The 17,256-nt window shown below is 68.5% G+C and carries 13 protein-coding genes and 1 rRNA gene; 9 read left to right on the forward strand and 5 right to left on the reverse strand.

Annotation, left to right across the window (positions count from 1 at the left end; genetic code table 11):
* Positions 1 to 73, forward strand: a 5S ribosomal RNA gene (gene rrf / locus K3888_RS18000); the annotation flags it as partial.
* A gap of 115 nt (positions 74 to 188) precedes the next feature.
* On the opposite strand, the gene malQ is transcribed toward rrf, so the two are convergent.
* Positions 189 to 2,531 carry a 4-alpha-glucanotransferase gene (gene malQ / locus K3888_RS09865; protein WP_230930096.1) on the reverse strand — a complete coding sequence of 781 codons (2,343 nt, stop codon included), beginning with the start codon at positions 2,529 to 2,531 and terminating at the stop codon, positions 189 to 191.
* A 134-nt stretch (positions 2,532 to 2,665) separates the two neighbouring features.
* On the opposite strand from malQ, the gene K3888_RS09870 reads away from it, so the two are divergent.
* The 8 genes from K3888_RS09870 (at position 2,666) to K3888_RS09905 (ending at position 13,118) form a co-directional block, all read left to right on the forward strand.
* Positions 2,666 to 3,877 carry an acetyl-CoA C-acetyltransferase gene (locus tag K3888_RS09870; protein WP_230930097.1) on the forward strand — a complete coding sequence of 404 codons (1,212 nt, stop codon included), beginning with the start codon at positions 2,666 to 2,668 and terminating at the stop codon, positions 3,875 to 3,877.
* Between the two features lie 42 nt (positions 3,878 to 3,919).
* Positions 3,920 to 6,109 carry a 3-hydroxyacyl-CoA dehydrogenase NAD-binding domain-containing protein gene (locus K3888_RS09875; RefSeq protein ID WP_230930098.1) on the forward strand — a complete coding sequence of 730 codons (2,190 nt, stop codon included), beginning with the start codon at positions 3,920 to 3,922 and terminating at the stop codon, positions 6,107 to 6,109.
* 313 nt (positions 6,110 to 6,422) lie between these two features.
* Positions 6,423 to 7,550, forward strand: a complete 1,128-nt coding sequence (locus tag K3888_RS09880; RefSeq protein WP_230930099.1) for a heme/hemin ABC transporter substrate-binding protein — start codon at positions 6,423 to 6,425, stop codon at positions 7,548 to 7,550.
* Positions 7,547 to 8,674, forward strand: a complete 1,128-nt coding sequence (locus K3888_RS09885) for a FecCD family ABC transporter permease (protein ID WP_372459556.1) — start codon at positions 7,547 to 7,549, stop codon at positions 8,672 to 8,674. The genes K3888_RS09880 and K3888_RS09885 overlap by 4 nt, the downstream gene beginning before the upstream one ends.
* Positions 8,671 to 9,540, forward strand: coding sequence for a heme ABC transporter ATP-binding protein (locus K3888_RS09890; protein WP_230930100.1), 870 nt, complete (start codon positions 8,671 to 8,673; stop codon positions 9,538 to 9,540). Before K3888_RS09885 ends, K3888_RS09890 begins: the two co-directional genes overlap by 4 nt.
* Positions 9,537 to 10,985, forward strand: coding sequence for a hypothetical protein (locus K3888_RS09895; protein ID WP_230930101.1), 1,449 nt, complete (start codon positions 9,537 to 9,539; stop codon positions 10,983 to 10,985). Before K3888_RS09890 ends, K3888_RS09895 begins: the two co-directional genes overlap by 4 nt.
* Positions 10,982 to 12,412 (forward strand): HtaA domain-containing protein, encoded by a 1,431-nt coding sequence (locus K3888_RS09900; RefSeq protein ID WP_230930102.1) that lies wholly within the window; start codon positions 10,982 to 10,984, stop codon positions 12,410 to 12,412. Before K3888_RS09895 ends, K3888_RS09900 begins: the two co-directional genes overlap by 4 nt.
* A gap of 1 nt (position 12,413) precedes the next feature.
* The gene (locus tag K3888_RS09905) at positions 12,414 to 13,118 is read left to right on the forward strand and encodes a hypothetical protein (RefSeq protein ID WP_230930103.1); all 705 of its coding nucleotides are present in this window, start codon (positions 12,414 to 12,416) and stop codon (positions 13,116 to 13,118) included.
* Positions 13,119 to 13,275: 157 nt separating this feature from the next.
* Here the strand turns inward: K3888_RS09905 and K3888_RS09910 are convergent, their stop codons facing one another.
* The 4 genes from K3888_RS09910 to K3888_RS09925 form a co-directional block, all read right to left on the reverse strand.
* Positions 13,276 to 13,914, reverse strand: coding sequence for a biliverdin-producing heme oxygenase (locus tag K3888_RS09910; protein ID WP_230930104.1), 639 nt, complete (start codon positions 13,912 to 13,914; stop codon positions 13,276 to 13,278).
* A gap of 209 nt (positions 13,915 to 14,123) precedes the next feature.
* The gene (locus tag K3888_RS09915) at positions 14,124 to 14,924 is read right to left on the reverse strand and encodes an HtaA domain-containing protein (protein WP_230930105.1); all 801 of its coding nucleotides are present in this window, start codon (positions 14,922 to 14,924) and stop codon (positions 14,124 to 14,126) included.
* 393 nt (positions 14,925 to 15,317) lie between these two features.
* Positions 15,318 to 16,466 carry a MalY/PatB family protein gene (locus K3888_RS09920; RefSeq protein WP_230930106.1) on the reverse strand — a complete coding sequence of 383 codons (1,149 nt, stop codon included), beginning with the start codon at positions 16,464 to 16,466 and terminating at the stop codon, positions 15,318 to 15,320.
* 41 nt (positions 16,467 to 16,507) lie between these two features.
* On the reverse strand, positions 16,508 to 17,119 hold the full coding sequence (locus K3888_RS09925; RefSeq protein ID WP_230930107.1) for a hypothetical protein: 612 nt from the start codon (positions 17,117 to 17,119) through the stop codon (positions 16,508 to 16,510).
* Between the last annotated feature and the right edge of the window lie 137 nt (positions 17,120 to 17,256).

The raw sequence follows: 17,256 nt of genomic DNA on the forward strand, positions 1-17,256 counted from the left end.
CCCGGAAGCTAAGCCTGCCAGCGCCGATGGTACTGCACTCGCGAGGGTGTGGGAGAGTAGGTCACCGCCGAACACAACTTCACACCCGAGAACCCCAACCCCTAACCGGGTTGGGGTTCTCGCCATTTCACCACCCCACCTCCAACCAACCCCACACCCCGCCAGCACCAGCCCGCCAGCCCCGGCCACTACCCACCACCCACCCCACCCACAGCGGCGAACACCCGCTTCGGCAAGCCACTGCGCACCACATCCTCCATCAGCAGGGCCCGTCCCTCCGCATCTGCCAGAGGTACCGACCAGTTGGGGTACTCGGTCGAGGTGCCGGGCATGTTCACAGGTCTGCGGTCGCCCACCAGATCAGCGAGCGAGACCGTGAGTAACAGCGACGGCGACGTCGCGAGGAAAGCGTGCATCGCGACGATGAGGTCGTCGGGGGAGTCACCCTCGAGTAACCCGCGCTCACGAACGTCAGAGACGAACCCCGCCACCTCCGCGGCAGCGTCCCTGCGCTCATCGGCCACATCGCGGGTGAGTTGGCCGAGCTCGTCCCGGATATCGACATGGACGAGATCGATGTAGCCGGCTGTCGGCGCCAGGTCATGGGTGGTCACGGATGCCATACACAAGCGGCGGTATTCCTCCGGTGGCAGTGGCCGAGCGGGAGCGCTGTCGGTGTCGCCGGTCTCGCCGGCGTCCTCGGTCTGTTCAAACCACATCACCGACGCCCCCAGCACTCCGCGCTCGGACAGGGACTCGCGCACGCCCGGGGCAACGGTGCCCAGGTCTTCGCCAACCACCACCGCACCGGCACGTGACGCTTCGAGGGTGAGGACGGCGAGCATTGCGTCGCTGTCGTAGTGGACGTAGGTGCCATCGGTGGGTGGGGACCCGGCGGGGATCCACCACAGACGGAAGAGCCCGAGGATGTGGTCGATGCGCACGCCGCCCGCATCGCGCAACGCGGCCCGGACGATATCGCGGAACTGTCGGTAGCCGTTGTCGGCCAACGCGTCCGGCCGGAGCGGAGGCTGCGACCAGTCCTGCCCCCGTTGGTTGTAGATATCCGGGGGAGCGCCGACCGAGACCCGGCGCGCCAGCGAGCGGTTGAGCGACCATGCATCGGCGCCCGAGGGATGCACGCCCACCGCGAGGTCATGCAGGATGCCCAGTCGCATCCCCGCATCGAGCGCCGACCGCTGCGCGCGCGCCCGCTGCTCGCCGGTCACCCACTGCAGCCACTGGTGGAACTCGATCTCCTCGGTGTGGGCTGAGGCGAAACGGTCGACCGCTTCGGAGCCGGGATCGCGCAGGTCGGTGGTCCAGTTCGCCCAGTCCGGCCCGTACTCTCCGGCCAACGCGCACCAGGTGGCGAAGGATCGGAGCCCGGGCCCCCCATCGCGGACGAAGCGGTCGAACTCTGCGGCCCGGTCGGGCTTGCAGGGTACTGCGAACACCAGGCGTAGAGCGTCGACCTTGGCGGCCCACGAGGCGTCGCGGTCGAGGAGATCCGACCTGTTGGCCTCGGTGCCGGCGGCGAGGCCGGCGAGCTCGTCGACGCGGGCCCGCTCGGACTCGGGAAGGTCGGCGTACTCGGGCAACAGTTCAGGGCGCAGGTACAGGGGCGAGGCGAAACGACGCGTAGTGGGCAGGTACGGCGAGGGACTCACCGGCGGGAACGGTTCGCCGGCGTGCATGGGGTTGACCAGGACGAAGTCGGCGCCCAGTTCGCGGCCGCCCCATGTGGCGAGGTCCATCAGGTCGGCCAGGTCGCCCATGCCCCAGGACGTCGCCGACCGCACCTGGTACAGCTGTGCCGCCAGCCCGACCGCGCGGCGCTCGTCCAGACCGGCCGGGACGGGGATGCTCGCCGGCGCGACGAGAAGCGTCGCCGTGTACGTCGTGCCGGGGTGGGCTCCGTCGGGGCGGGAAGTGTCGGTGAGGGCTGTCGTCGCGGCGTCGGTGGGGGAGACGCCGGGGTCGACGACGACAACACGCAATCGATGCCACCCCGCCGGCAGGTCGCCGGGCACACTCACGGAGATCTGCTCCATCGGTGTTCCGTCGACCTCCCGCTGGATGCGGTCGCCGCTGAGCGGGAGCAGGGGGATCGGATCGGCAGGCCCGGCGGTGGTGAAGGGCGTCTCCTCGAGATGGGCCGAGACGGTCACGTTCGCACCCAACGGGACATGGATCGGGACCACACGAGTGGCGCCCTCGGTGGCGACCACGGTCGGCGCGATCACACGACGCCACGGCGCGAGGCGCACCTCCTCGAGGGCGGCCCGGTCGTCGGTGTCGGTGGCGCGGGTGGCGGCGTTGTCGTCGTCGTGGTCGTCATCTTCCGCGGCGACGTCGGCGCGACTCCCGGCGCCGATGCCCATCGCGGCGAGGACTGCGCGCACGGTGCGCTCGGGGACGTCGCGATGGACGCCGTGCGCATCGGTGTACCCCGTGGCCACACCGCATTCCGCGGCGAGCTCGACCAGGGCTTCGGGAAGGGCTGGGGGAACGTCGGATGTCGCGGTCACACCCCCACTGTGCCAGCCTGCGACAGGCCGCGCGGGGCAAAAAACGGACCGCACTCCACGGCGTGTGAGGGGCGACACGTACCCTAGCCGTGAACACGTACCAGTTCCGCCCAGAGAAAGGCCGTGGACCACCCATGACCGAGGCATTCATCTACGACGCGATCCGCACACCGCGGGGTAAGGGCAAGCCAGGCGGCGCCCTGCACGGGGTCAAGCCCATCGATCTGGTCGTCGGGCTCATCGACGAGACCCGTCGCCGCTTCCCGGATCTCGACGAGAACCGCATCTCGGACATCATCCTCGGGATCGTCAGCCCGCTCGGCGATCAGGGAATGGACCTGCCCCGCATTGCCGCGCTCGCGGCCAAGATGCCCGACACCGTCGCCGGCGTGCAGATCAACCGCTTCTGTGCCTCCGGCCTGACGTCCATCAACATGGCGGCTCAGAAGATCCGCTCCGGTTGGGACGAGGTCGTCCTCGCCGGCGGCGTCGAGTCGATGTCGCGCGTGCCCATGGGCAGCGACGGCGGCGCCTGGGCCATGGACCCGGCGACCAACTACGACACCTACTTCTCGCCGCAGGGCATCGGTGCCGACCTGATCGCGACCCTCGAGGGCTTCTCCCGCGAGGACGTCGACCGCTACGCCGAGCGCTCGCAGCGACTCGCGGCGCAGGCGTGGGAGGAGGGCCGCTTCGACAAGTCGGTCGTGCCCGTCAAGGACATGAACGGTCTGACCGTTCTGGACCGCGACGAGCACATGCGTCCCGGCACCACCGTCGAGTCGCTGGCCGGCCTCAAGCCCTCGTTCGCCATGGTCGGCGATATGGGTGGCTTCGACGCCGTGGCGCTGCAGAAGTACCACTGGGTCGAGGAGATCAACCACGTCCACCACGGTGGCAACTCGTCCGGCATCGTCGACGGCGCCGCGCTGGTGGTCGTCGGTTCGGAGAAGGCCGGCCAGGAGATGGGGATGACCCCGCGCGCCCGCGTCGTGGCCGCCGCCACCTCGGGCGCCGACACCACCATCATGCTCACCGGCCCCACGCCGGCCGCCAGGAAGGCGCTCGCCACCGCCGGCCTCACCGCCGACGACATCGACCTGTGGGAGCTCAACGAGGCGTTCGCCTCCGTCGTCCTCCGCTTCCAGAAGGACATGGACATCCCCGACGAGAAGCTCAACGTCAACGGCGGCGCCATCGCCATGGGCCACCCGCTCGGCGCCACCGGCGCCATGATCACCGGCACCGTGCTCGACGAGCTCGAGCGCACCGGCGGCAAGCGTGCCCTCGTCACCCTCTGCGTGGGCGGCGGCATGGGCGTGGCCACCATCATCGAGCGCGTCTGATCCAGCCCGCCGACACCACAGCCATACAGGAGTAGAAAACCAGTGAGCGACAACATGTTCCGGTGGGAGCAGGACGGCGACGGCATCGTCACCCTCACCATGGATGACCCCGACCACGGCGCCAACACGATGAACGCCCGGTTCATCGAGGACTTCGCGCAGACCGTCGACCGCATCGAGGCCGAGAAGGAGTCCATCAAGGGCGTCGTCCTGACCTCCGCCAAGAAGAGCTTCTTCGGCGGCGGCGACCTCAAGTCCATGATCAAGGCCGGCCCCGCCGACGCCGAGGACATCTATGCCCGGTCCCTGGGCATCAAGGAGCGCATGCGCGCCCTCGAGACCTGCGGCGTGCCGGTCGTGGCGGCCATCAACGGCGCGGCCCTCGGTGGGGGACTCGAGCTCGCGCTCGCGACCCACCACCGCGTGATGGCCGACGCCCGCGGCGCCAAGGTCGGCCTCCCGGAGGTCACCCTCGGCCTGCTGCCCGGCGGCGGCGGCATCGTCCGTACCGTCCGCATGTTCGGCCTGGCCCAGGCCGTCCCGAACATCCTCATGTCCGGCAAGTCCTTCGCCCCGGCCAAGGCCCTCGAGGCGGGACTGGTCGACGAGGTGGTCGAGCCCGAGAAGCTGATCGACGCCGCCAAGGCGTGGCTGGCCACCGGGCCCGAGGCCTCCCAGTCGTGGGACCGCAAGGGCTGGAAGCTGCCCGGGGGCACCATCAGCGACCCGGCTCTGGCCGGCGTGCTGCCGTCCTTCCCGGCCAACATGCGTAAGCAGACCAAGGGCGCGCCCTCCCCGGCACCGCGCGCCATCATGGCCGCGGCCGTCGAGGGCTCGCAGGTGGACTTCGCCACGGCCGAGAAGATCGAGGCCCGCTACTTCGTCGAGCTCGTCACCGGCCCCATCGCGAAGAACATGATCCAGGCGTTCTTCTTCGACATGCAGCACTGCGCCTCCGGCGGCGCCCGACCCAAGGCCGCCGACGGCTCGGAGATCCCCCGCACAGAGTTCAAGAAGGTCGGCGTCCTCGGCGCCGGCATGATGGGCGCGGGCATCGCGTACGTGTGCGCCAAGGCCGGCATGGAGGTCGTCCTCAAGGACGTCGAGATGGCCGGCGCCGAGAAGGGCAAGGCCTACTCCGAGAAGATCGAGGCCAAGGCGCTCGAGCGTGGCCGCACCACCCAGGAGAAGTCCGACGCCCTCCTGGCCCGCATCACGCCGACCATCGACCCGCAGGATCTCGCGGGCTGCGACACGGTCATCGAGGCCGTGTTCGAGTCGCCCGAGCTGAAGAAGAAGGTCTTCCAGGAGATCGAGGGCATCGTCAACCCCGACGCCCTGCTCGGCTCCAACACCTCGACCCTGCCGATCACCGACCTGGCCACGGGCGTCCAGCGCCCCGAGGACTTCATCGGGATCCACTTCTTCTCTCCGGTCGACAAGATGCAGCTGGTGGAGATCATCAAGGGCGAGAAGACCACCCCGGAGGCGCTAGCCCGCGCGATCGACCTCACGCTGGCCATCCGCAAGGTGCCGATCGTCGTCAACGACTCGCGCGGTTTCTACACCTCGCGCGTCATCGGCACGTTCGTCAACGAGGCGATCGGAATGCTGGACGAGGGCATCGAGCCTGCGACCATCGAGCAGGCCGGCCGCATCGCCGGTTACCCGGCCGCCCCGCTGCAGCTGTCGGACGAGCTGAACCTCAACCTCATGGTCAAGATCCGTCAGGCCACCCGTGAGGCCGAGGAGGCCGCGGGCAAGGAGTACGTGCCGAGCTCGTCGGACCGCGTGGTGCTCAAGATGGTCGAGGAGATCAAGCGTTCGGGCCGCGCCGCCGGCGCCGGCTTCTACGAGTACGCCGACGGCAAGCGCACCGGTCTGTGGCCGGGCCTGCGCGAGGCGTTCACCACCTCGCCGGACAACGCCCCGCCGCTGCAGGACCTGATCGACCGCATGATCTTCGCCGAGGTGCTCGAGACGCAGAAGTGCGTTGACGAGGGCGTGATCGTCGACGACGCCGACGCCAACATCGGCTCGATCATCGGCATCGGGTTCCCGGCGTGGACCGGCGGCACCCGTCAGTACGCCAAGAACTACTCGGAGCCGGGCGCCAAGGAGGCCTCGGGCTACAAGGGCTTCGTCGCCCGCGCCGAGGAGTTGGCCGCGAAGTACGGCGAGCGCTTCGCGCCCACCGAGTCGCTGAAGAAGCTGGCGGCCGATCAGGGCTGATCGGCAGCTCGCCCAGCGCGAGAGATTGCGGCGGCCGCTCCGGGGACGTGTTCCCCGGGGCGGCCGCCGTCATCGGTCTTGTCGGCCTCACTGCGATCGATCCGGCTTGCCGCCGCAGTGCTGCAGACATTTCCCGCAGTGAAGTAGACAGTTCGGGTGAGAAGGTTCCGGCTGGGCACCCGACATGTGACCGGGGCTATCTTTTCTGTCGCGCGTCGAAGGGAAAGCGCTGTGAACTGCGGGTTTACAAATTAGGTAAGCCTTGGCGAACCTAGGTTAGGCTTGCCTCAATTCAAATGCTACTGTTCTGCCCATGCTCAGACAGCGCACAGGATCGGCTCGCGGAGCCGGCGCCCGCGGAACCTTTCGCCTGGCCGCAGCCGCGGTCCTCGTCGCCTCGTTGACGGCCTGCGGCGTCGCGGCCGGGGGCGGTGGAGACGTGGAGAAGGTCTCCGGTATCCCGCTGGCCTCCGAGGTCACCGCGATCGATGATCCTCGTTCCTATCAGGGCGAACTTTCTCTTCAGCTCGTCGACGACCCGGTCGCGCCGGTCGCGACCGACCCCGTGCCGCAGTTGCCGGCAGTGGTCACTGATAACCAGGGCACCGAGGTCGAGGTGGCCGACGTCTCGCGCATCCTGCCGTTGGACATCTACGGCACACTCTCGCGGATCGTCTACGAGCTGGGGCTGGGGGACAACGTCATCGGACGCGACGTCTCGTCCTCGTTCCCGGAGATCGCCGACCGTCCACTGGTCACGACCGACGGGCACCAGCTCAACGCCGAGTCGATCCTCGCGCTCAACCCCAGCGTGATCATCACCGACACCTCGCTCGGACCGTGGGATGTGGTGCTTCAGCTCCGGGACGCCGGAGTGCCCGTCGTCGTCGTCGACTCCCACCGTTCACCCGAGAACGTCGAGGCCCTCACCGAGGCGGTCGGCGCGGCGCTGGGCTTGCCCGACCAGGGGCGCGAGCTCGGCGAGCGTACCCGCGCGCAGATCGTCGAGGCGGAGGAGTCGATCGCCACGATCACGCCGGACAGCGAAACCCGACAGCTGCGCACCGTGTTCCTCTACGCGCGAGGCAGCGCCGGCGTCTACTACATGTTCGGCGAGGACAGCGGCGCCGACGCGCTCATCACCGCCGCCGGCGGCTACGACGTGTCCTCGGAAGTCGGCTGGAAGGGCGCCAAGCCCGCGAACGACGAGGGACTCATCGCGGCCCAGCCGGACGTGATCATCATGATGAACAAGGGGCTGGAGTCGGTCGGCGGCGTGGACGGGCTGCTCGAGAAGTTCCCGGCCATGGAACAGACGCCGGCCGGTGCGAACCGTCGGGTGATCTCGATGAACGACGACCTGCTGCTCTCGTTCGGCACCCGCACTCCGGCGGTGCTCAACGCACTCGCCGTGGCGCTCTACGCCCCCGACGCGCTGTGACCGTCACCGAAGAGCGGCCCACCGCGGCACGCTCCGCGCGACGGTCCACCACGGACGGCCCGGCCAAGGGGACGGCCGGATCGGCGAACCGGCTGCTCACCGGGGGGCTGTTGGTGGCGGGCCTGCTGGTCGCGCTCGTGGTGCTCGCGGTGGTCGCCGCGGCCTCGGGGCAGCTCGCGATCCCGCCAGCGGAGGTGGCGTCGGGGTTCCTGCGGGGCCTCGGCCTGGACGTGGGGCCCGTCGAGAGCCACCCGCGCGCCGACGCGACGCTGTGGAGCGTGCGGTTCCCGCGCGTGGCGATGGCGATCGTCGTGGGGGCGGCCCTGTCCGTGGCGGGTGCGCTCATGCAGGGCGCGTTCGGGAACCCGCTCGCCGAGCCGAGTGTGGTGGGCGTGTCCGCTGGCGCGGCCGTGGGCGCCGCGTCCGCGATCGTGTTCGGACTGACCGCCTTCGGCGCGTGGACCAGTGTGCTGTGCGCGTTCGTGGCCGGGATCATCACCACGGCCGCCGTCTACCTCTTCAGCCGTAGTAACGGCCGGACGGAGGTCGTCACCCTCGTCCTGACCGGCATCGCCGTCAACGCGGTGGCCGGCGCCGCGCTCGCGTTCCTCATGTTCCTCGGCGACACCCAGGCGCGCGAGGAAATCGTGTTCTGGCAGCTGGGCAGCCTCAACGGCAGTCGGTGGGACCACGTGTTCGTGGTGGCGCCCCTGGCGTTGCTCGGTGTGCTGCTGGCCGCGCGTCTGGCCCGCCCGCTCGACCTGTTGTCGCTGGGGGAGCGGCCCGCCCGCCACCTCGGCGTGAACGTGGAGCGACTGCGCATCTTCTCCATCGTGCTGGTGGGGCTGCTCACGGCCGCCGCCGTGAGTTTCTGCGGCATCGTCTCGTTCGTCGGATTGGTGGTGCCGCATCTGATCCGCATGGTCGCCGGCCCCGGGCACCGACTGTTGCTGCCGGCGTCCGCGCTGGGAGGAGCCGTCTGCCTGCTCGCCGCCGACATGGTGGCGCGCACCGCGGTCAACTACGCGGAGCTGCCGCTGGGCATGGTCACCGCGGCGGTGGGCGGTCCGTTCTTCTTCTGGCTGCTCCACCGGACGCGCCGCACGGCAGGAGGTTGGGGATGAGCGCGCACCAGTCCCGGTCGCCGGTGCTCTCGGCGGAGGAGATCACGGTCCGGATCGGCGGCCGCGTTCTTCTGGACAACGTTCGCCTGGATGTTCATGCCGGTGAGGTGCTGGCGCTGGTCGGCCCCAACGGCGCCGGCAAGTCGACGCTATTGGGCGTGGTCGCGGGTGATACGGAGCCCGCGTCCGGACGCGTTGTGGTGGACGGCCGGGACCTGCGCCAGTGGAAACTGGGGGACCTGGCGCGCCGCCGCGCACTGCTGACCCAGGCCAACTCGGTGGCGTTCCCGTTCACCGTGCGGGAAGTCGTGGCTATGGGCCGCGCCCCCTGGGCGGGGCATCCCGAGGGCGACGACGACGAGATGATCATCGACGAGTCGATCGCCGCCACCGACACCACGCATCTCTGCGACCGGACCTTCCCGACGCTGTCGGGCGGCGAAAAGGCTCGGGTGTCCCTATCGAGGGCGCTGGCCCAGAGCACGGGCATCTTGCTGCTGGACGAGCCGACGGCGGCCGTGGATCTGCGTCATCAGGAGCTCGTCCTGGGCCGGGCCCGCGATATGGCCGACGCCGGTGGCGCGGTGGTGGTGGTGCTCCACGACCTGGCGTTGGCGGCCGCGTGGTCGGACCGGATGGTGATGATCTCGAACGGGCGCATCCGTGCAGAAGGGTCGCCCGCCTCGGTCCTCTCCGCCGAGTTGATCGAAGAGGTCTACCACCAGGCGGTACTCATCCATCGGCACCCCCTGACAGGCGACCTGCTGGTCACGCCGGATCGGCGCGGTCTGCGGCTGCCGGGATCCCAGGGGCTCGAGGTTACTGTTCCCGATTCCGATCCCGCTCTCGTCAAGGAGTTCTCGTGACACACCCCAGAGTCCGTCCGGCGCAGGAACTGGCGCGCCGGCTCGTGGTGGCCGCCGTGGTGGCGCTGTTCGGTGCCGGCATCCTGACCGTCGCGACCGCGGCGCCCGCGCAGGCCGCGGCCCGGTTGAGTGTGTCGAGCTCGCTGGGCGGTGCGGTCGCGTCGAGTTCGGGTCCCACGACGTTCACCGTGTCCGGGTCCGGTTTCCAGGCCATCGACGGTGGCTTCGGTGGGGTATATGTGGGCTTCGGCTGGGTCAACGGCTCCAGCTGGGGCCCGTCGAAGGGTGGGACCACCGGGAACGCCTACGACTACGTCCCCGACGATCAGTCCAAGAACAACAAGGGCTACCAGGCGTTCGTGGCGTTCCCCGGCTCGTCCACGGCCGGGGAGGCCCAGGGCACGATGGGAAGTGACGGGTCGTTCCGGGTCCAGCTCACGGTTCCCGGCCCCACGTTCACCGGTGCCGGCGGCAAGCGCATCGACTGCCTCAAGATGACGTGCGGTTTCTTCACCTGGGGCGCGCACGGCGTGCGTAACGGGGCCAACGAGTCCTTCACGCCGGTGACCTTCCAGGGCGGGGCGGCACCGGCCGCCGACGAGGGGACCGCGGCCCCCGCGGGCGAGGCGCCGGCAGCGCGGGTCGACAACGGCGGACAGTCCGGGCGCTCCGCCGCGGCCGGGCGGGCCTCGGGTCGAGCGCAGGGCTCGGTGTCGGTGCGGGGATCGGTTTCCTCGGGTTCGGCGGATGCGGGTGCGGGTCAGTCCAGCGGTGATGGCGACGCTGTCGCGGGCGAGGACGGCGCCGCCGAAGGGCCGGTGGACGCCACCGGCGGAACGCAACTGAGCGGGGCTGCCGTGGTGGAGGTCGACCGCAAGTCGGCCCGCCCCGGTGGCGCGATGGGCTTCGCCGCTGCCGGATTCTGGCCGGGGGAGCAGGTGTACGTGGTGCTCGGTGAAGGCGACGCGGCGGTCGGACCGGTGATCGCGGGCGTCGACGGCGAGGTCGCCGGCGTGATCGTCCTGCCCGAGGACTTGGAGCCGGGAACCCACGAGATTCGCGCGGCCGGTGCCGGATCCGCCCTGGAGGCCGTGGAGCGGTTCCCCGTCCGGGTGGACATCGCCCCTGCGGCATCGTCCTCGGGACTGCAGAGCTCGTTCAAGTGGATCTTCCTCGCACTGGCGGCGCTGATGCTGCTCGCCGTGGGCGCGTTGGTCATCAAGCGTCGCCAGGCGGCGGCCGGTTCCGAGTCACCGGATGACGAAAGCGATGACGACGACAACGCCTCCGACCCGGATCTCCACACCGGCCCGGACGCCGGACCCGAGGCCGCAGGCTCCGCATACGAGGCGTATTCGCCTACGTCGACCCCGTTCCCGCACCCGGCGATGGCGGGCGGCGGCGACTACTCCACGACCGAATTCGAGAAGAAGGATCTGCGATGAACCGGCAATCACAGTCGGCCCTTCGGCACGGCTTCGCCCTGGCCATGGCGCTAGCGCTGGTGCTGAGCGTGCTGCTCGGTGCCCCGCTCGCCCGGGCTCAGGACGGTGGTGACGACACCTCAGCCTCTGAACTGACGTTGGATAACGCAGAGCTCCGGTGGAGTCTGAACGCTGAGAGTGCAGGTTATAAGACCCACTTCGGACACAACTTTTTCTCCGCTGGGGATGTGTCCGAGGTATTGACGGGCGCGGGTCAGGAACTTACGGAAGGCAAGTGGGTCCGGTCCAACGGCAATGTTCGCGTTGAGAGGTCGCCGGGGACGCTGGCCACGTGGAGAGATGTAACACCAGACGGCACGGACCCCACGGGTATCGAGATGGTCTTCACGAAGGGGACTGGAACAGTCGATCCGTCCAACGGCACAGGTTCAATTTCGTGGTCGGGGACCGCGAGCGTCATTTATTACTCGGGGCAGTCGATCTTCTCGATTAGTAATCCCGAGATAAGTATCAGCAATGGCGCGGCGGTCGTGACGGCGACGCTCAACGGAATCAAGTCTGCCCAGGGCTCTTCTGAATGGAAAGAGCTGGAAGAGGAGGAGGGCATTGTTATTGCCAACATCTCGCTTGCAGACAACGAGATTGGTTCAAGCGGATTCTCGAAGGCGCCCAATTACAAAGGCGTGACGTATCCTGGCGGAGAGCAACAAGGTGACACGTATTTCGGATCATTTCCGGCTCCGTTCGTTGACTATCTAATTGACACCGGACTCGGGGGATACTTTTATTCGACGGGCGGGGTAGCAGACCCAAAGAAGTTGCCGCTACCCATGACGGTTAGCTGGGATTCAGACGACCGGACCGACATCGATGACGACGGCGGCAGCTCCAAGGGCATCCTCGGCCAGGTCTTCGACGACACCCTCGAGGACATCCTGCGCTCGGCCGGAACCGACGTCTCCGACACCGCCGCGGCCTGGATGGACGAGGCATGGAAGCCGCTCCAGCCAGGCGCGGCCAACGCTGACCAGGGGGCTCAGGGCGCCGGGGGCAAGACCGCGGTGGTCGACTCCACCGTTAACAGCGAGCTGGTGGTGGACGAGGAGTTCGCGTACGAGTACGAGGAGTACTACAGCGCTGGAACCCCGATGACCGCCGGCACGGTGGGCGCAGTGGCCGCGAACTCGAGCGGTGGTTCCGCTGGGGGCAGCACCCCCGCGGCGGCGAGCGCGGCGCCTGCTTCTGTCGCGGACCCCGGCACCGTGCCGGTCGCCGCGAACCTGCCGCTGACCGACGTCGTCTACTCCAATACTTCCGCCTCGTCAGACGCGGGAAACACCCTCCCACAGTGGCAATGGTGGGTCGGTGGGGTCCTGCTCGCGCTCGCGGCAGGCCTCTTCTACCAAGCGGTTCTCAGAAAGGACTGATGTGAAGTCTTCCTCCGATAGGTTCGCCCGCGCAGCTCGGCGGAGCACCGCGCTCGGCGCCGTCGCGTTGATCGCTGGCGTCGCACTGGCCCCCGCGGCCAACGCCGACAACGCGACCACCGGCACACTGGCGGACACGCTCCTGCAGTCCATCGCCTCCGCCTCCACGGCGGGTTCCGGCGAGGCCCCACAGGACGAATCTCAGCAGGCCCATGGCCCGCGAGTGACCCTCTCGAAGTCGGTGATCAGCGCGAACGGCGAGCACGAGATCACCGTCACCGGGACCGGCTTCACGGACGCCGGGGTCGTGGGAGCCCGGCCGCCGCTCGCGGGCAAGAACCCCGGCATCTACGTGGTCCTAGGCAAGTTCGCCGATGAGTGGAAGCCGTCCGAGGAGGCACCGCCCTCCGCACGAAAGATCATCACGCAGCATTGGGCCGTCAACGCCGAGGACGTCGAGACGATCGGCGGCGCCGAGAAGGGCGGGATCGTGCTGGGCACCGACGGCAGCTTCACTGCGACGTTCACGGTGTCCAAGGCGCTAGTCGAGGACAAGGCTGGCGACGCCGCCGGCAATCTTGGTATCTACACGTACGCAGGCAGTGGCGCGAAGCACGCAGCGTGGGAGACCTATCAGCCGATCAGCTTCGCCGAGCCCGCGACCAGCTCGCTCGGCAGCCTGACAGGGCTGTTCCCCATCTTCTGACCGGGACGCCGGTCAGATCGCACTCGGCCCCGACACCTCCTGAGTTGGTGTCGGGGCCGCGGTGTCTCTGCAGGTAGCGGGTGGTTGAGCAGAGTGGGACGACGACGACAACGCCCCGAGTCCGTTCACCGGTCCCGGGGCGTTGCCTCGCGAAGCGTTACTTGACGCCGGCGGCCTCCAGGTCGAGGAAGATCCGGTGATTGAGGTCGAAGGCGCGGGTGGCGGCGTCGAGCGCCTCCTGCCGGTCCTCGTCGCTCAACGGGAGGGTGTTGAGCGCGCTGCGGTAGTTGTCCTTGTAAACCTTCGGCTTCTCGATCTCGAACTCATAGAAGCTCAGTCCGTCCTCGAGCCCGTAGTGGCGACGGACCATGGTCTTGATGATCTGCCCGCCCGACAGGTCGCCGAGGTAGCGGACGTAGTGATGCCCGATCAGCGCGGCCGCGTTGCCAGCGCATGCACGCAGCTCGGCCACGTAGTCCTCGACGGCGGGCACGATTGCCTCGAATGTCCGGCCCTCGACCCGATGGAACTCAAGGTCGGCTCGCAGTGCGGCAGTGCGGTCGAGCCGAGAATCGAGGATCGGTGTGATCCGTGGATCGGGGCCGACTTCTCGGCACGCGTTCTCCAGTGCCTCATAAACGGGCAGAGACTGCCGAAGGAGGGCCACCAGGCCGTCCGGCGAGCCTTCCCCGCCCATCAATCGCGTGATGAAGGTGGCTGTCTCGGCGCGCTCATGTGCGTCCATCGTGGAATCGTGAAGCGCGGCGGACAGGGGGGCGGGAATTGTGGTCTCCATTGGTTCTCCATGCTGGTGAGGTTTGCCTAATGAGAATACGTTATCGGCAGCGATGAATCCATAGTGAAATATCGGATCGAGTTGGCAGTCGACGAGTGTTATGACGATAAGGGTCGGCCTCCGAATGGGGTGAATTCTCAGATGAGTCCACTCCGCATTCGGAGGCCGTCCATTGTCACGCGGGAAAGCGCGTTATGTTATTCGGCGGGTCAGAACCCAAGGGATCCGAAGATGTTGCCAAGCGAGCCGAAGATGCCGCCACCGGTGTTGTCATCGTCGTCACCGCCGTTATCGTCACCGCCGTTGTCTCCACCACCGTTGTCGCCGCCGCCGGGCTCGCACGCGCTCGACACCTCGAGATTTAGGGTGACTGGGTCCATCTCGGAACCGGCAGCGTAATTGCCCAACGCCGGGACGAACTCGGAATGGAGGATTGAGCGGTCCGAGCCGACGGTTACCGTTCCTGCCTTGTGGAAGGTGCCGGCTGCGTTCAGGTCGAAGGTGGCCGCGACGACCTGGGTGCCCTCGGTGTACACGGGGTCAGCGTTGGGGTCCATGTTCAACTCTGTGCCCCGGTAGTCCATCTTGAGGACGCCCTCATCTCCATCAATCTCGACGGTGGGGTTACTGATCCGCGTGTCGAGTGCTCCGTGATGGCCGTGCAGGTGGACCTCGCCCTCGCCCGAGGCTGCGGCGGAGTTCTGTGAGGTGACGGCTCCGCTTGTAACAGGCCAGATGAAGCGCCCGTCGGCTCCGGTGGGCGCCCCCTGGAAGGTCACTCCTTCGCCGAGGTTCCAGCCACCCTCGACGAACGGCATGTTGAGGTAGTTGCGGAACGACTGCTTGACGCCCCACTCGATGGTGCCGCCGGTGACGGAGTAGGTCACGTCCTCGGGGGCGCAGACGGTGTCGTCAGCAGCGGCGACTGCCGGGATGGCGAGAGCGGACAGGCCCATGAGGGCGGCCGAGGTCAGTGCGACGGCGCCGGAGCGGGAGGCAGAGCGGAGCATGGATAGATCCTTCGTGTTGGTCGTACCGGGCATCCGATGCGCCCGGGTCGGCAACCTCAACTGAGGCGAGCCTAACCTTAACCATAGAAGGGGAGCCTAACCTTAACTAGCGATGTGTGATTTGCGACACACGTCGGCCCGGGCGGGTCGGGTCCACGTGGGCCGAGAGAGTGACTCGGTCGGCGTTGTGGCAGCTGGGAGGCATGAAACCCGCAGCAGAACGGTGCGGCAGAGGAACCGGCCGCTGTCGAGAAAGATCCGCAGAAGTTACTCAACAGGAGTTGCGAGATATCCGAGAATCTCGCGAATCCTGTCGAGCAACCTCCGTGTGTGGGGCGCGTGTGCGGGCGAGGGCGTCGTCGCAGAGGCGGACGCCGGTGGCGGCGCGGCGGGTCAGTGGGCCGCGGCGACGCGCCCCATCCGCACGAAGGCCTCGGTAAGAATTTCCTCGGAGCACGCGAAATTGAGGCGAACGAAGCCCTTGCCCTGAGAGCCGAACGCGGGCCCGGGGCTCAGTGCCACGCGGGCCTCGTCCAGGAACACCGCGGCCGGGTCGTCGCCGAGGCCCGGGTACGCGCGCAGGTCGATCCACGCCACGAATCCGGCATCAGGGCGACGCCACCGGGCGCGGGGCAGGTGCTCGGCCAGTAGCCGCTCCATGAGGTCCAAGTTCGAGGCGAGCGCCGCCCGCATCTCATCCAGCCAGTCGAGCGAGTCGGCCATTGCGGCCTCGCCGGCGAGCGCGCCGAAATGTCCGACCGCGCCCGACAGTGCCGAGCGCGGGACCGCGAACTTGCCGGGATTGCCGTTGATCACGAACGCGCACTTGAGCCCAGCCAGGTTGAACGCTTTGGACGCCGACGAGATGGCCAGCCCCACCTCGCGGGCGGTGGGCGACACGGCCAGGAACGAGCGGAAATCGACTCCGGGCATGGCCAGCGGCGCCCAGATCTCATCCGAGACCACCACGGCGTCGTACTGCGCGGCCAGGTCGGCGAGCTCGGCCAACTCGGCATCGGAGTGCAGCACGCCGGTGGGGTTGTGCGGGTGGCTCAGCAGCACGGCACGTGCGCCCTCGGCCAGGGCCCGCTCGATGCCGGGGAGATCGAGGCGGGGGTTGTCGTCGTCGTGGTCGATCAACGGCACCGTCACCGGTGACATCCCCACCCGCCGGATCCACGGCCCGAACGGCATGTACACCGGCGGCGTGTACACGACGCCGGCGCCCACCGGCAGGGTCCGCGCCAGCGTCTCGCGCACCCCCACGCCCACGTCGTTGACCGGCACCACGGTCTCCTCGGGCACCTCATAGCCGAACCGCGAGTAGAAGCGCGCGCACACCCCGGCGAACCGCTCGATCTCGGTGAAGTAGCCGGTGTCCCCGTCGGCGACCGCGGCGGTCAGCCGCTCCTGGATGGCGGGCGCGAGCAGAACGTCGGTCTCCGCCACGAACAGCGGCAACACGTCCCCGGGGTAGGCCTGCCACTTCTGGCTCCGCCGGTTGCGCAGCACGGACTCGGGGACATCCAGGGGAAATGGCACGTGGGGGTCCTTTCGCAGCGGGTTCGAAAATCCCAGGTTACTCAGCTGCCGGGCACGAACCCCGGGTACACCCACACGTCGAAGTTCCGGGAGTCGGCTCCAAACGGGGCGAGTGGCATGAGCGAGACCCATGTGTCGGTTGTCGAACCGGGGACGGTGCCGGCGGGGATTCCGATGCCGCCCGAGGTGGTGGGCCACCCTCGCTCGCCGGCCAGGCCGTATGCGCCCCGAACACTCCCGTCGGCTGCGGACCCGGTCGATCCGGTGATCACGTCCGAAAGCGCGAGGACACGGTGAAGCCGGTGTGGCGTCCCCGCCAGGTCGCGTTGCCAGCAGTCTGATCCCAGGGAAACGTAGTTCGAACACCAGATCTCGGTGTCCGTGCCGAACGGGGAGAGTACGCGCATGGGTGCGCCGTTCGGGGCCCAGAACTGCGGATCCGACGGCGCGACGGCGTACGGCCAGTGTGAGAGCTCGGCCCACCCGAACGGGCCCTCGGTGGCGGGCGGGAACGGTCGGTCGGCCGGCCAGGCGGGATCGTCCAGTGACTGAGCGAGGGCAGCGGGCGCGGTCGCGACAGGACCGAGAAGCGGCGCGGCCAGGATGACCGCTGCAAGAGCAGTGCGGCGGAATCGTGTGACGATGCGTGACATCTACTCAGTCCACCACGACGACGGACCCCTCACGGCCCGAACGCGCCCAGGTGAGCACACCGTGACGGCGCCGTCATCGCCCGTATCGCCGGGGAAACAGCGGCTCCCTACTGTCAGCGGACGCAGCGCGCCGGGTC

It is taken from the genome of Dietzia aurantiaca, from assembly GCF_021033825.1.
Lineage (GTDB): Bacteria > Actinomycetota > Actinomycetes > Mycobacteriales > Mycobacteriaceae > Dietzia > Dietzia aurantiaca.

Excerpts from the sequence above, each read along its gene's own strand:
- K3888_RS09870 (WP_230930097.1), top strand. The coding sequence starts at position 2,666 with ATGACCGAGGCATTCATCTACGACGCGATCCGCACACCGCGGGGTAAG.
- K3888_RS09880 (WP_230930099.1), top strand. The coding sequence starts at position 6,423 with ATGCTCAGACAGCGCACAGGATCGGCTCGCGGAGCCGGCGCCCGCGGA.
- K3888_RS09890 (WP_230930100.1), top strand. The coding sequence starts at position 8,671 with ATGAGCGCGCACCAGTCCCGGTCGCCGGTGCTCTCGGCGGAGGAGATC.
- K3888_RS09900 (WP_230930102.1), top strand. The coding sequence starts at position 10,982 with ATGAACCGGCAATCACAGTCGGCCCTTCGGCACGGCTTCGCCCTGGCC.
- K3888_RS09910 (WP_230930104.1), bottom strand. The coding sequence starts at position 13,914 with ATGGAGACCACAATTCCCGCCCCCCTGTCCGCCGCGCTTCACGATTCC.
- K3888_RS09915 (WP_230930105.1), bottom strand. The coding sequence starts at position 14,924 with ATGCTCCGCTCTGCCTCCCGCTCCGGCGCCGTCGCACTGACCTCGGCC.
- K3888_RS09925 (WP_230930107.1), bottom strand. The coding sequence starts at position 17,119 with ATGTCACGCATCGTCACACGATTCCGCCGCACTGCTCTTGCAGCGGTC.